The organism is Streptomyces sp. NPDC107498 (assembly GCF_055582805.1).
In genome coordinates this window covers 124,752-137,796 of record NZ_JBVJPE010000019.1, presented here as the reverse complement: position 1 = coordinate 137,796, position 13,045 = coordinate 124,752, and the positions used below count along the sequence as shown (strand labels likewise).

Annotated in this window: 13 protein-coding genes and 1 tRNA gene; 5 read left to right on the top strand and 9 right to left on the bottom strand. The window is 71.5% G+C overall.

All coding sequences use genetic code 11. From position 1 onward, the window contains the following. Window positions 1–22: 22 nt before the first annotated feature. Window positions 23–682 (bottom strand): hypothetical protein, encoded by a 660-nt coding sequence (locus ACZ66Z_RS28665; RefSeq protein ID WP_469938253.1) that lies wholly within the window; start codon window positions 680–682, stop codon window positions 23–25. 47 nt (window positions 683–729) lie between these two features. Here ACZ66Z_RS28665 and ACZ66Z_RS28660 point away from each other — a divergent pair, with 47 nt between their 5' ends. Then, window positions 730–918 carry a DUF5703 family protein gene (locus tag ACZ66Z_RS28660; RefSeq protein WP_015032473.1) on the top strand — a complete coding sequence of 63 codons (189 nt, stop codon included), beginning with the start codon at window positions 730–732 and terminating at the stop codon, window positions 916–918. Window positions 919–992: 74 nt separating this feature from the next. Here ACZ66Z_RS28660 and ACZ66Z_RS28655 read toward each other — a convergent pair whose 3' ends face one another. The 3 genes from ACZ66Z_RS28655 to ACZ66Z_RS28645 form a co-directional block, all read right to left on the bottom strand. After that, window positions 993–1,778 (bottom strand): chaplin, encoded by a 786-nt coding sequence (locus ACZ66Z_RS28655; protein ID WP_469938252.1) that lies wholly within the window; start codon window positions 1,776–1,778, stop codon window positions 993–995. Window positions 1,779–1,918: 140 nt separating this feature from the next. Next, on the bottom strand, window positions 1,919–2,152 hold the full coding sequence (chpH, locus tag ACZ66Z_RS28650) for a chaplin ChpH (RefSeq protein WP_015032475.1): 234 nt from the start codon (window positions 2,150–2,152) through the stop codon (window positions 1,919–1,921). 128 nt (window positions 2,153–2,280) lie between these two features. Beyond that, entirely contained in the window at window positions 2,281–3,606 is a 1,326-nt protein-coding gene (locus ACZ66Z_RS28645) for a M20/M25/M40 family metallo-hydrolase (RefSeq protein WP_469938251.1), read from the bottom strand. Window positions 3,607–3,815: 209 nt separating this feature from the next. Here ACZ66Z_RS28645 and ACZ66Z_RS28640 point away from each other — a divergent pair. Both ACZ66Z_RS28640 and ACZ66Z_RS28635 read left to right on the top strand, forming a co-directional pair. Then, a tRNA-Leu gene (locus tag ACZ66Z_RS28640) sits at window positions 3,816–3,903 on the top strand. Window positions 3,904–3,969: 66 nt separating this feature from the next. After that, entirely contained in the window at window positions 3,970–4,899 is a 930-nt protein-coding gene (locus ACZ66Z_RS28635) for a pseudouridine synthase (protein ID WP_469938250.1), read from the top strand. On the opposite strand, the gene ACZ66Z_RS28630 is transcribed toward ACZ66Z_RS28635, so the two are convergent. The 4 genes from ACZ66Z_RS28630 to ACZ66Z_RS28615 form a co-directional block, all read right to left on the bottom strand. After that, window positions 4,883–5,512 carry an MBL fold metallo-hydrolase gene (locus ACZ66Z_RS28630; protein ID WP_469938249.1) on the bottom strand — a complete coding sequence of 210 codons (630 nt, stop codon included), beginning with the start codon at window positions 5,510–5,512 and terminating at the stop codon, window positions 4,883–4,885. The two genes, ACZ66Z_RS28635 and ACZ66Z_RS28630, sit on opposite strands and share 17 nt — an antisense overlap. Further along, window positions 5,512–6,597 (bottom strand): S-(hydroxymethyl)mycothiol dehydrogenase, encoded by a 1,086-nt coding sequence (locus tag ACZ66Z_RS28625; RefSeq protein ID WP_469938248.1) that lies wholly within the window; start codon window positions 6,595–6,597, stop codon window positions 5,512–5,514. Before ACZ66Z_RS28625 ends, ACZ66Z_RS28630 begins: the two co-directional genes overlap by 1 nt. Before the next feature lie 123 nt (window positions 6,598–6,720). Further along, window positions 6,721–8,181 (bottom strand): amino acid permease, encoded by a 1,461-nt coding sequence (locus ACZ66Z_RS28620; protein ID WP_469938247.1) that lies wholly within the window; start codon window positions 8,179–8,181, stop codon window positions 6,721–6,723. 180 nt (window positions 8,182–8,361) lie between these two features. Next, window positions 8,362–9,063 carry a FadR/GntR family transcriptional regulator gene (locus ACZ66Z_RS28615; protein ID WP_469938246.1) on the bottom strand — a complete coding sequence of 234 codons (702 nt, stop codon included), beginning with the start codon at window positions 9,061–9,063 and terminating at the stop codon, window positions 8,362–8,364. A gap of 157 nt (window positions 9,064–9,220) precedes the next feature. Here ACZ66Z_RS28615 and ACZ66Z_RS28610 point away from each other — a divergent pair, with 157 nt between their 5' ends. Both ACZ66Z_RS28610 and ACZ66Z_RS28605 read left to right on the top strand, forming a co-directional pair. Next, the gene (locus tag ACZ66Z_RS28610; RefSeq protein WP_469938245.1) at window positions 9,221–9,745 is read left to right on the top strand and encodes a gluconokinase; all 525 of its coding nucleotides are present in this window, start codon (window positions 9,221–9,223) and stop codon (window positions 9,743–9,745) included. Window positions 9,746–9,788: 43 nt separating this feature from the next. Then, window positions 9,789–11,186, top strand: coding sequence for a GntP family permease (locus ACZ66Z_RS28605; protein WP_469938244.1), 1,398 nt, complete (start codon window positions 9,789–9,791; stop codon window positions 11,184–11,186). 154 nt (window positions 11,187–11,340) lie between these two features. Here the strand turns inward: ACZ66Z_RS28605 and ACZ66Z_RS28600 are convergent, their stop codons facing one another. Further along, a complete protein-coding gene (locus tag ACZ66Z_RS28600) occupies window positions 11,341–12,996 on the bottom strand; it encodes an FAD-binding dehydrogenase (RefSeq protein WP_469938243.1) in 1,656 nt (551 codons plus the stop codon). Between the last annotated feature and the right edge of the window lie 49 nt (window positions 12,997–13,045).

The window sequence follows — 13,045 nt, the reverse complement described above, 5'->3', positions numbered from 1 at the left end:
GCCCCGGCCCTCCCTGGTTCCGTCAGACGTCCGCGGCGCGGACTCCCGTGTCCACGGGCTCGTCCTCGTCCTCCTCGTCGAAGACGGAGCTGACGTCGAAGCGGCAGACGATCCGCTCGGGATCGGCGTGGTCGAAGGGGGCGGCCAGCCACTCCCCCGGTTCCGGGAGCTCCTGGGCGGCGGTGACCCAGAGCGTGGAGTCCCCCTCCTCCAGGCCGAACTCCTTGTGCCGGGAGGCGATCTCGTCCGGTTCGTACTCGCCGAAGAGCACGCCGAGCGCGGCGAGCGGCGAGACGCCGGCCTTGGCGGCCGCGCCGGTGTCCGCGTCGTCGTCGAGCTCGGCGACGCGGCGGGCCTGGGCGAGCAGCCGCTGTGGTTCGGCGACGGCGTAGTCGCGGCGGATCAGGAGGCTGAGGGCGTGGGGTTCGTCAGGTCCGGCGTACGGCGGCAGGTTGCCGTCGGCGCCGGGGATCTCGAAGGGGGTGACCTCGTCGTAGCGGTCGTAGAGGAGTTCGTCGTACGTCTCGGCGGCCGCGGCGAGGGCGTTGAAGGCCTCGTAGACGGCCGTGTCGTCGTCTCCCGTGCGGCGTTCGACCGCCGCGAGGTGACGGTCCAGTGCGGTCTTGACCGCCTCGGCGGCGGCACGTACCTCGGCAGCGGTGGGCTGCGCAGCATCAGACATGGGACAGACGCTATCCGTACCGGGCCCGTGCCCGCACAATAGATGCGATGCCGGAATACGAATTTGTCGACGTGTACGTGCCGCGCGGTGTCTCCCGCAAGGAGGCGACGCGGCTCCTGACCGACCATGCCGAGTACGGACACTGGGAGTTGGACCGTCTGAGCCTGCACCGGGACGGGAGCCGCAGAGTGCGGCTGAAGCGGCGGATCATCCGCCAGGTCCGGGCGACCTGGTAGCGCGCACCGGACGACGAGAAGACGGCGAGAAGGGGCCCCGCGGTGTGCGGGGCCCCTGTGCGTGGCGCGGCGGCTCAGGCGGCGCGGCGGGCGCGGCGGTAGATCAGCGAGCCGGCGAGCAGCATCCCGGCGCCGGCCGGAAGGATCACGCCGAGCGAACCGGAGCCGGTCTCGGCGAGCTCCTCGACGGCACGCGGCGGAGTGACGACCTGCGTACCGGGGGTGTTCCCCCCGCCCTCGTTGCCGGGGTGGCCGGGGGTGCCCGGGTGGCCGGGGGTGCCAGGAGTGCCCGGGTGGCCGGGGTTCCCGGGGTTGCCCGGATTCCCAGGGTTGCCCGGATTCCCAGGGTTCCCGGGATTCCCGGGGTTCCCGGGGTTGCCGGGGTTGCCCGGGTTGCCGGGGTTGCCGGGGTTGCCCGGCTCCTCGTCCCCGTAGCCCGTGTCCCCGCCGTTCGTGCAGTCGTTGCCCATGGCGGCGTTGCCCAGGCCGACGCCCGTGACGTCGTTGCCGCAGACGTTCACCGGGACGTCGACCGGCACCTCGACGGTGTTGCCCGAGCCCACGCCGGGAGAGTTTCCGGTGTGGGTCCCGGCGGAGGATCCGCCACCGGACGGGGAGGTGTGGGCGCACGTGTTGCCAAAGGCCGGATTGAGCAGTCCGATGACGTTGACGGTGTTCCCGCAGGCGTTCACCGGCGCGTGCACCGGGACCTGGACGGAATTTCCGGACGCGACGCCCGGGGAATTCATGGCCGTACCGTTCGCGCCGGAATCGGCGTGCGCATATCCGCCGCCGACGGCGGCGAAGACGCCTCCGGCGGCCGCGACGGTGATGAGGCCCTTGCGCGTGACCTGTCGCATAGCTTGTTCCCTGCCTGCTCGGCTTCGAAAGAGTGCCACCGGGCGGACGGCCCGGGGCGGAAATGGCCACCGGCCCCGGAGTGCATGGCACGCACTCCGGGGCCGGACCGGCTCACACCCTCACGGGGCGAGGCACGACGTCAGGCGTTGACGCAGGTGTTGCCGAAGGCGGGGTTCAGCAGGCCGATCACGGAGACCGTGTTGCCGCACACGTTCACGGGAACGTGAACCGGCACCTGGACGACGTTGCCCGAGAGCACGCCGGGGGAACCGATGGCGGCACCCTGGGCACCCGCGTCGGCAACGGCCATGCCCGCGCCCGCGAGAACGAGACCGCCGGTGGCAGCCGCAGCAGCGACGACCTTCTTGATCATTATTCCTCCTAGTTGGCAATGCGGTCCCAGCCGCGGACCGCACCACCTGTAACGAGGGGGAATGATGGGGGCTACGAGCCCTTGAGTTCATTCACTCTTTCCGGTCACACGCAAACGCGTGGGCGAATTCAGCAGGCGTCGAGGAAACGGTCCAGGACGCGGACGCCGAAGGTGAGACCGTCCACCGGGACCCGCTCGTCCACGCCGTGGAACATGCCCGCGAAGTCGAGCTCCGGCGGCAGCTGGAGCGGGGCGAAGCCGAAGCAGCGGATGCCGAGGTCGTCGAAGGACTTGGCGTCGGTGCCGCCGGACAGCATGTACGGCACGGCGCGGGCGATCGGGTCCTCGGCGCGCAGCGCCAGCTGCATGGCGTCCACCAGGGCGCCGTCGAAGCTGGTCTCCAGGGCCTTGTCTCCGTGCACGTCCTCGCGCTTCACGCGGGGGCCGAGGATCCGGTCGAGGTCGGCCAGGAACTCCTGCTCGTGGCCGGGCAGGAAGCGGCCGTCGACGTGCGCCGTGGCCTGGCCGGGGATCACGTTCACCTTGTAGCCGGCGCCGAGCATCGTCGGGGCGGCCGAGTTGCGGAGGGTGGCGCCGACCATCTTGGCGATGCCGCCGAGCTTGGCGAGGGTGCCGTCCATGTCCTCGGGGTCGAGCGGGGTGCCGAGGGCGTCCGACAGCTCGTCGAGGAAGCTCCGCACGGTCTTGGTGACCCTCACCGGCCACTGGTGGCGGCCGAGGCGGCCCACGGCCTCGCAGAGCTCCGTGATGGCGTTGTCGTCGTTGGTCATGGAGCCGTGGCCGGCCGTGCCCTCGACGGTCAGCCGCATCCAGTGCATGCCCTTCTGGGCCGTCTCGACCAGGTAGAGCCGCAGGTTCTCGTTGACCGTGAAGGAGAAGCCGCCGACCTCGCCGATCGCCTCGGTGACCCCCTCGAACAGGTCGCGGTGCTTGTCGACCAGGTGCCGGGCGCCGTAGGTGCCGCCGGCCTCCTCGTCGGCGAGGAAGGCGAGGACGACGTCGCGCGGGGGCTTGCGGCCGCTGCGCAGCCGGTCGCGGACGACCGCGAGGGTCATCGCGTCCATGTCCTTCATGTCGACGGCCCCGCGGCCCCAGACGCAGCCGTCGGCGATCTCGCCGGAGAAGGGGTGGTGGGTCCAGTCCTCGGCGTTGGCCGGGACGACGTCGGTGTGGCCATGGATGAGCAGGGCCGGGCGCGACGGGTCCTCGCCCTCGATCCGGGCGACGGTGGAGGCGCGCCCCTTGTGCGACTCGATGATCTTCGGCTCGAGTCCGACCTCCGCGAGCTTCTCGGCGACGTACTCGGCCGCCGCCCGCTCTCCCGGGCCGGAGTGGTCGCCGTAGTTGCTGGTGTCGATGCGGATGAGGTCGCGACAGAGGTCCACCACCTCGTCCTCGCCGCTGACCCTCCGGGCCGTGTTCGACTCGCTCACGCTGCTTCCTCCCACTACGTGCCCCACGTGGTTGCTTGGTGGTCGCCCCCATCCTCCCGCGTGGTCCCCTCGGCACCCAAGGGCGCCGGCCCCGCGACATGCGGCTGCCACATGACGGTGGCCGACCGGGGGTGGTGATCGACCGCTCCGAATGTTTGCTATGGTTTTCCTCGTCGGAAGGGCCCAGCGGCCGGGAAGACAGACACCTTGTCCGGGTGGCGGAATGGCAGACGCGCTAGCTTGAGGTGCTAGTGCCCTTTATCGGGCGTGGGGGTTCAAGTCCCCCCTCGGACACCAGCGAAGGACCCCACGTCACGTGGGGTCCTTCTTGTTACGGCAGCAGGAATCACGGCGGTGGGACCGGTGCGACGCAGATCCAGGACCCCCGCCTCGCCGCTCCCCCAGCTGCACGGGATCGATCCCGTGCGGGTGCGGCTGCCGGAGGACCCCGAGGGGCGTTGGGCGACCGTCCGGGAGTACCTCGTCGACCGGTACGGGGCGGCCGTCGGGCCCGGGCGGATCGAGGGGATGCTGCGGGAGGGGCGGTTCGTCGGGGTCGACGGGCCGGTCGACGGGGACGAGCCGTGCGCCGCGGGGCGGCACCTCTGGTTCCACCGCGACTTTCCCGCCGAGACGCCCGTGCCCTTCCCGATCGGGATCGTGCACCGTGACGAGCGGATCGTGGTCGTCGACAAGCCGCACTTCCTCGCGACGATGCCCCGGGGCCGGCACGTGACGGAGACCGCGCTCGCCCGGCTCCGGCGTGACCTGGGGCTTCCGCGCCTCCAGCCCGCGCACCGGCTCGACCGGCTGACGGCGGGGCTCGTGCTGTTCGTCGTACGGCCGGAGGACCGGGGGGCGTACCAGACGCTCTTCCGCGACCGGGCCGTGCGCAAGGAGTACGAGGCGGTGGCGCCGTACGACCCGGCGGTGGAGCTGCCGGTGACCGTGCGCAGCCGGATCGAGAAGGAGCGCGGGGTGATGGCCGCCCGGGAGGTGCCGGGCGAGCCGAACGCCGAGAGCCGGATCGGGCTCCTCGGGCACGCGGGAGGGCTCGGGCGCTACCGGCTGGTGCCCGTGACCGGGCGCACCCATCAGCTGCGGGTGCACATGAACGGCCTCGGGCTGCCGATCCTCGACGATCCGGTCTACCCGGTGGTCCGTGAGGACGGGCCGGAGGACTTCGCGCGTCCGCTGCGACTGCTCGCGCGGACGCTGGAGTTCACCGACCCGTTCACGGGCGACGAGGCGCGGTTCGAGAGCCGGCTGGCCCTCCTCAGTGGCCCCGGGTGATCCACTCCTCCAGGTGCGGGGCCTCGGCGCCGATCGTGGTGGTGTCGCCGTGGCCGGTGCGGACGACCGTCTCCGGCGGCAGGGTAAGGAGCTTCTCCCGGATCGAGCCGACGATCGTCGGGAAGTCCGAGTAGGACCGGCCGGTGGCGCCGGGGCCGCCCCGGAAGAGGGTGTCGCCGCTGAAGACCGTGCCCAGCTCGGGGGCGTACAGGCAGACCGCTCCGGGGGCGTGCCCCGGGGTGTGGAGGACCGTGAGGTCCGTGCCGGCGATGGTGAGGACCTGGCCCTCGGCGAGGTCGCCGTCCGGACTGTGGTCGGGGTGGGTGAGCTTCCACAGCGGCTGGTCGGCCGGGTGGAGCAGGATCCGGGCGCCGGTGGCGGCCGCGAGGGCCGGGGCGGCGTCGATGTGGTCGTCGTGGGCGTGGGTGCAGACGATGGCGCGCAGGGCGCGGCCGTCGAGCGCGGCGAGGATCGCCCCGGCGTCGTGGGCGGCGTCGATGACGATGGCCTCGGAGTCGTCGCCGACGATCCAGACGTTGTTGTCGACGTCCCAGGTGCCGCCGTCGAGGCTGAAGGTGCCGGAGGTGACGAGGTGGTCGATGCGGGCGGCCATCAGAGGACCACCACCGAGCGCAGGACGTCGCCCTCGTGCATGCGGGCGAAGGCCTTCTCGACGTCGCCGAGGCCGATGGTCTCGGTGACGAAGGCGGCGAGGTCGATGCGGCCCTGCTGGTGCAGGTCGATGAGCATCGGGAAGTCGCGGGACGGCAGGCAGTCCCCGTACCAGGAGGACTTGAGGGATCCGCCGCGGCCGAAGACGTCGAGGAGCGGGAGCTCCAGCTTCATCTCGGGGCCGGGGACGCCGACGAGGACGACGGTGCCGGCGAGGTCGCGGGCGTAGAAGGCCTGCTCGTACGTCTCGGGGCGGCCGACGGCCTCGATGACGACGTCGGCGCCGAAGCCGCCGGTGAGCTCGCGGATCGCCTCGACGGCGTCGGCGGTGCGGGAGTTGACCGTGTGGGTGGCGCCCATCTCGCGGGCCTTGTCCAGCTTCCGGTCGTCGATGTCGACGGCGATGACCTTCGCGGCTCCGGCGAGGCGGGAGCCGACGACCGCCGCGTCGCCGACGCCGCCGCAGCCGATGACGGCGACGGTGTCGCCGCGGCCGACGTTCCCGGTGTTGATCGCGGCGCCGATGCCGGCCATCACGCCGCAGCCGAGGAGGCCCGCGACCTCGGGAGCGACGGACGGGTCGACCTTGGTGCACTGGCCGGCGGCGACGAGGGTCTTCTCGGCGAAGGCGCCGATGCCGAGGGCCGGGGAGAGCTCGGTGCCGTCGAGCAGGGTCATCTTCTGCTTCGCGTTGTGGGTGGCGAAGCAGTACCAGGGGCGGCCCCGCGTGCAGGCGCGGCAGGTACCGCAGACGGCGCGCCAGTTGAGGACCACGAAGTCGCCGGGGGCGACGTCGGTGACGCCCTCGCCGACGGACTCGACGACTCCCGCGGCCTCGTGGCCGAGCAGGAAGGGGAACTCGTCGTTGATCGCGCCCTGTTTGTAGTGGAGATCGGTGTGGCAGACGCCGCAGGCCTGGATCGTGACGACGGCCTCGCCGGGGCCGGGGTCGGGGATCACGATGGTCTCGACGCGTACCGGTTCGTTCCTGCCGGGGGCGATGACCCCCTGGACGTGCTGCGGCATCGCGAACTTCCCTTCCTCCGACCGGATCTTGTAAGGCTCCTGCGTACCACTATCTCCTGACAAAAGGCGAGACCCCCGCAGGCCGTGCCCGTGGGGGTCCCGCCGTCTCCCGTGGGGGGAGTCTCAGCCCTGGTGTGCCGCGGAGGTCGCGCGGACCCGGCGGCGGACCAGGAACCAGCCGCCGACGAGGGCCGCCGCGATGAGCGGCAGGCAGTTCACGGTGGTGCGGCTGATGCCGCCGTCCATCCACATCAGGACGAGGACGGAGGCGAGGAAGACCAGGGTCACGATCTGGGTGTACGGGGCCCAGGGCAGGTTGTAGCCGGGGCGGGTGACCCTGCCCTCCTTGGCGCCGCGCCAGAAGAGCAGCGAGCAGACCATGATCATGGCCCAGGTGCCGATGATGCCGATCGAGGCGAAGTTGAGGACCAGCTCGAAGGCCTCGCCGGGCATGACGTAGTTGAGGGCCACGCCGAGGACGCCGAAGCCGGCGGTGAGCAGGATGCCGCCGTAGGGGACGCCGCCCTTGTTCATGACGCCGGTGAACTTGGGCGCGGAGCCGGAGAGCGACATGGAGCGCAGGATGCGGCCGGTGGAGTAGAGGCCCGAGTTGAGGCTGGAGAGGGCGGCGGTGAGGACGACGAGGTTCATCACGCCGGCGGCGCCGGGGATGCCCAGCTTGTCGAAGACGGTGACGAAGGGGCTCTGGTCGCCGGAGTACGCGGTGTACGGGAGGATCAGGGCGAGCAGGACCACGGAGCCGACGTAGAAGAGGCCGACGCGCCACATGATCGAGTTGATCGCCTTCGGCATGATCTTCTCGGGGTTCTCGGTCTCGCCGGCGGCGACGCCGCAGAGCTCGACGGAGGCGTAGGCGAAGACGACGCCCTGGATGAGCAGCAGCATCGGCATCATGCCCTGGGGGAAGATGCCGCCGTTGTCGGTGATGTTGGCGAGGCCCGGCGTGTGGCCGCCGACGTCGTGCGAGGTGACGACGAGGAAGATGCCGACGAGCATGAAGGCGACCAGGGCGGCGACCTTGATGATCGCGAACCAGAACTCCATCTCGCCGAAGTACTTCACGGAGATGAGGTTGGCGGTGAGGACGACCGCGAGGGCGATCAGGGCGAGGACCCACTGCGGGACGTCGCTGAACATGGCCCAGAAGTGGGCGTAGGTGGCGGCCGCGGTGATGTCGGCGACGGCGGTGGTCGACCAGTTGAGGAAGTACAGCCAGCCGGCCGTGTAGGCGCCCTTCTCGCCCATGAACTCACGGGCGTAGGAGACGAAGGCTCCGGAGGAGGGGCGGTAGAGCACCAGCTCGCCGAGGGCGCGCACCACGAAGAAGGCGAAGACGCCGCAGACGGCGTACGCGATGAAGAGGGACGGGCCCGCCTGGGACATGCGGCCGCCGGCGCCGAGGAAGAGGCCGGTGCCGATGGCGCCGCCGATGGCGATCATGTTGATGTGCCGGGACTTGAGGTCCTTGCGGTAGCCGGCGTCGCCTGCGTCGACGTGGGGGGAAGCGGCCGGGTTCGCCGGAGCGGCGGACAGCGGCTCGGCCGCGATGACGCGGTCAGTCATGGAGTTGTTCGCCTTCGTGAGGGGTCTGTGCGGTACCCGGCCGTACCTGAGTGGGGGGTCTCCCCGGCACGGCCAGCGCACATCCTCACGGCAAGGGCGCCCGGCTGACTGTGGCGCATGTCACTGAACGCCCATATTTGAGCTAGTTCAGAGCTTTACGGCCGGCCAACGGACGGTGAACTACGGGGCGAGGACGTCCAGCTCCCGCAGGGCGCCGACCGCGATCCGGCGGGTGAGCTCCTCGGCGCGGGCCGCGTCCCGCTCCCGCACGGCCTCGGCGACCTGGACGTGGAGGGTGACGGCGGCCGGGTCGGGGTCCTCGAACATCACGTGGTGGTGGGTGCGGCCGGTGAGGACCTCGGCGACGACGTCGCCGAGGCGGGCGAACATCTCGTTGCCCGAGGCGCCCAGCACGACCCGGTGGAAGGCGATGTCGTGGACGAGGTACTCCTCCAGGCGCCGGCCGCGCGAGGTGGCGACCATACCGAGGGCCTGCTCGGTGAGCTCGCGGCACTGCTCGGGGGTGGCGTTCAGCGCGGCCAGTCCCGCGGCGACGGGCTCGACGGCCGAGCGGAGCACGGTGAGCGAGCGGAGCTGGCGGGGGCGGTCGGCGCCGGCGAGCCGCCAGCGGATGACCTGGGGGTCGTACACGTTCCAGCTGGCCGTGGGCAGCACGGTGACGCCGACGCGGCGGCGGGACTCGACGAGGTGCATGGACTCCAGGACCCGCACGACCTCGCGGACGACGGTCCGGGAGACGTCGAAGCGCCGGGCGAGCTCGTCGGTGCGCAGCACGGTGCCCGGCGGGTACTCCCCGGCGGTGATCGCGAGGCCCAGGGCGGCCAGGACGTGCGAGTGGAGCCCCTGGGCCGGTGTCGTCATGGTGATCAGCCTATGCGCGCGGGTCCGCGTGACCACACCCGGAATTAAAAGTACTACTTTTATGTCACAGGCTCTTGAATACGTCGTACCCAATGGGTTTCATGAGCGCGACGGATTCACCGAATCGATGTCGATGAAGACAGCGAGGCACCCCCCCATGAGCACCACCCCCCTCACCGCTCCCCCGGTCGTCGTCGTGATGGGCGTCGCCGGGACCGGCAAGACCACCGTCGGTCCGCTGGTCGCGGAGGCGCTCGGCCTGCCGTACGCCGAGGGCGACGACTTCCACCCGGCGGCCAACGTCGCCAAGATGTCGGCCGGCGTCCCGCTGGACGACACGGACCGGGGGCCCTGGCTCGACGCCATCGGGGAGTGGGCGCACGGCCGGGCCGGGCTCGGCGGGGTCGTGAGCAGCTCCGCCCTCAAGCGGAGCTACCGGGACCGGCTGCGTGCCGCCGCGCCCGGGGTCGTCTTCCTGCATCTGACCGGTGACCGGGAGCTGATCGAGGAGCGGATGGCCGCACGCAGGGGCCATTTCATGCCCACCGCGCTCCTCGACTCCCAGTTCGCCACCCTGCAGCCGCTGCAGGACGACGAGGCCGGCGTCGCCGTCGACGTCTCCGGCACCCCGGAGGAGATCACCGCCCGCGCCGTCGCCGCCCTGCGCGGCCTGGCCGGCTGACCCTCCCCGCCCCGTCCCCACCTGCCCCACGAAGGACACCACCGTGACCAGTCTCAGCGTCGAGACCCTGGCAGCGGACGCCGCCGAACCGATCACCTCGGCAGGCGACGCCCAGCTCGGGATCGCCGTGCTCGCCGGCATCGCCGTCATCGTCCTGCTCATCACCAAGTTCAAGCTGCACGCGTTCCTCGCGCTGACCATCGGCTCGCTGGCGCTCGGCTCGTTCGCGGGCGCCCCGCTCGCGGACACCATCACGTCGTTCAGCACCGGACTCGGCAACACCGTGGCCGGGGTGGGCGTGCTCATCGCGCTCGGCGCGATCCTCGGCAAGCTGCTCGCCGACTCCGGCGGCGCCGACCAGATCGTGGACACCATCCTGGCGAGGACCGGCAAGCGGGCCATGCCCTGGGCGATGGTCCTGATCGCCTCCGTGATCGGTCTGCCGCTCTTCTTCGAGGTCGGCATCGTGCTGCTGATCCCGGTGGTGCTCATGGTGGCCAAGCGCGGCGACTACTCGCTGATGCGGATCGGCATCCCGGCCCTGGCCGGCCTGTCCGTGATGCACGGCCTCATCCCGCCGCACCCCGGCCCGCTCGTCGCGATCGACGCGGTCGGCGCCAACCTGGGCGTGACCCTCGCGCTCGGCCTGGTCGTCGCCATACCCACCGTGATCATCGCCGGTCCGGTCTTCTCCAAGTACGCCGCCCGCTGGGTGGACATCAAGGCCCCCGAGAAGATGATCCCCACGCGCCCTTCCGAGGACCTGGAGAAGCGCCCCGGCTTCGGCGTCACCGTCGCGACCATCCTGCTGCCGGTCGTCCTGATGCTGGTCAAGGCGCTCGTCGACATCGTGGTCGACGACCCCGAGAACGGCGTGCAGAAGGTCACCGACGTCATCGGCTCGCCGCTGATCGCACTGCTCGCGGCCGTCATGGTCGCCATGTTCACGATGGGCCGCGCGGCCGGCTTCACCCGGGAGCGGCTGTCCTCCACCGTCGAGAAGTCGCTCGCCCCCATCGCCGGCATCCTGCTGATCGTCGGCGCGGGCGGCGGCTTCAAGCAGACCCTGATCGACATCGGCGTCGGCCAGATGATCCTCGACTTCTCGAAGGACTGGTCGATCCCGGCCCTGCTGCTCGCCTGGCTGATCGCGGTCGCGATCCGGCTCGCGACCGGCTCGGCCACCGTGGCGACGATCTCGGCGGCCGGCCTGGTGGCCCCGCTCGCCGAGGGCATGTCGACGGGTGAGGTGTCGCTGCTCGTCCTCGCGATCGGCGCCGGTTCGCTCTTCTTCAGCCACGTCAACGACGCCGGCTTCTGGCTGGTGAAGGAGTACTTCGGCATGAGCGTCGGCCAGACGGTCAAGACCTGGTCGGTGATGGAGACGATCATCTCGGTCGTCGGCATCGTGTTCGTCCTGCTGCTGTCGCTGGTGTTGTAGCCGACCCCGTGTGCGCGGAGGGGCCCCGGACGTTCCGGGGCCCCTCGTGGCCGGACTCCTCCTCGGTCCGGGTGCCGTGGAGGACGTCGAGGGGGACCGGCGGGCACCGGGGGCCGTCGGGGGCGCCGGTGCCGAGCCGGGCGCGCGCCCGCCGTCAGCCCACCGCCTTCGCCGCCGCCCGGCCCGCGGCCCGGCCCGAGAAGAGGCAGCCGCCGAGGAAGGTGCCTTCGAGGGAGCGGTAGCCGTGGACCCCGCCGCCGCCGAAGCCGGCCGCCTCGCCCGCCGCGTACACGCCGTCCAAGGGCTCGCCGCCCTCCGTCAGGACGCGGGAGTCGAGGTCGGTCTCCAGGCCGCCGAGGGACTTGCGGGTGAGGATGTTGAGGCGGACGGCGATCAGCGGACCCGCCTTCGGGTCGAGGACGCGGTGCGGCGCCGCCGTGCGGATCAGTCTGTCGCCCAGGTACTTGCGGGCGCCCCGGATCGCCGTGACCTGGAGGTCCTTGGTGAAGGGGTTGGCGATCTCGCGGTCGCGGGCGGTGATCTCTCGGCGCAGTGCGGCCTCGTCGATCAGCGGTTCGCCGGTGAGCGCGTTCATGCCGCGGACGAGCGCGGAGAGGTCGTCCTCGACGACGAAGTCGACGCCGTGGTCCATGAAGGCCTGGACGGGAGCCGGTACGTCGGCGCGGGCGCGGACGAGGACGTCACGGACGGACCTGCCGGTGAGGTCGGGGTTCTGCTCGGAGCCGGAGAGCGCGAACTCCTTGCCGATGATGCGCTTGTCGAGGACGAACCAGGTGTGGTCGTGGCCGGTCCGCATGATGTGTTCGAGGGTGCCGAGCGTGTCGAAGCCGGGGAAGAGCGGGACGGGCAGTCGCCTGCCGGTGGCGTCGAGCCAGAGGCTGGAGGGGCCGGGCAGGATGCGGATGCCGTGCCGGGCCCAGACGGGGTTCCAGTTCTCGATGCCCTCGGTGTAGTGCCACATCCGGTCGCGGTTGATGTGGTGGGCGCCGGCCTTCTCGACGATGCCGAGCATGAGCCCGTCGACGTGGGCGGGGACGCCGGAGAGCAGCTTGGCCGGCGGGGTGCCGAGCCGGGCCGGCCACTGCGCGCGGACGAGGTCGTGGTTGCCGCCGATGCCGCCGGAGGTGACGATCACGGCCTGGGCGCGGAGTTCGAAGGCCTCCGTGACCTCGCGGCTCGACGCGGTGCCGCGGGCGGCGGCGGAGGGGGCCAGGACCTCGCCGGAGACGGTGTCGACGGCTCCGGCCGTGCGGCCGAGTCCGGTGACGCGGTGGCGGAAGCGGAGGTCGACGAGTCCGCGGGCGACGCCCTCGCGGACCTTGCGCTCGAAGGGGGCGACGAGGCCGGGGCCGGTGCCCCAGGTGATGTGGAAGCGGGGCACGGAGTTGCCGTGGCCGTTCGCGTCGTAGCCGCCGCGCTCGGCCCAGCCGACGACGGGGAAGAAGCGCACCCCGCGCGCGTGGAGCCAGGCGCGCTTCTCGCCGGCGGCGAAGTCGACGTACGCCTCGGCCCACTTCCTCGGCCAGTGGTCCTCGGTGCGGTCGAAGCCCGCCGTGCCGTACCAGTCCTGCAGGGCCAGGGCGTGGCTGTCCTTGACGCGCATCCTGCGCTGTTCGGGCGAGTCGACCAGGAACAGGCCGCCGAAGGACCAGTGGGCCTGGCCGCCGATGGACTGCTCGGGTTCCTGGTCGAGGAGGATCACGGAGCGGCCGGCGTCGACCAGCTCGGCGGTGGCGACGAGGCCGGCGAGGCCCGCCCCGATCACGATCACGTCAGCGTCGTAGGACATGGACCGCATCTTGGATACACGGATGTATCGAGTCAACCGTCCGGCCTTT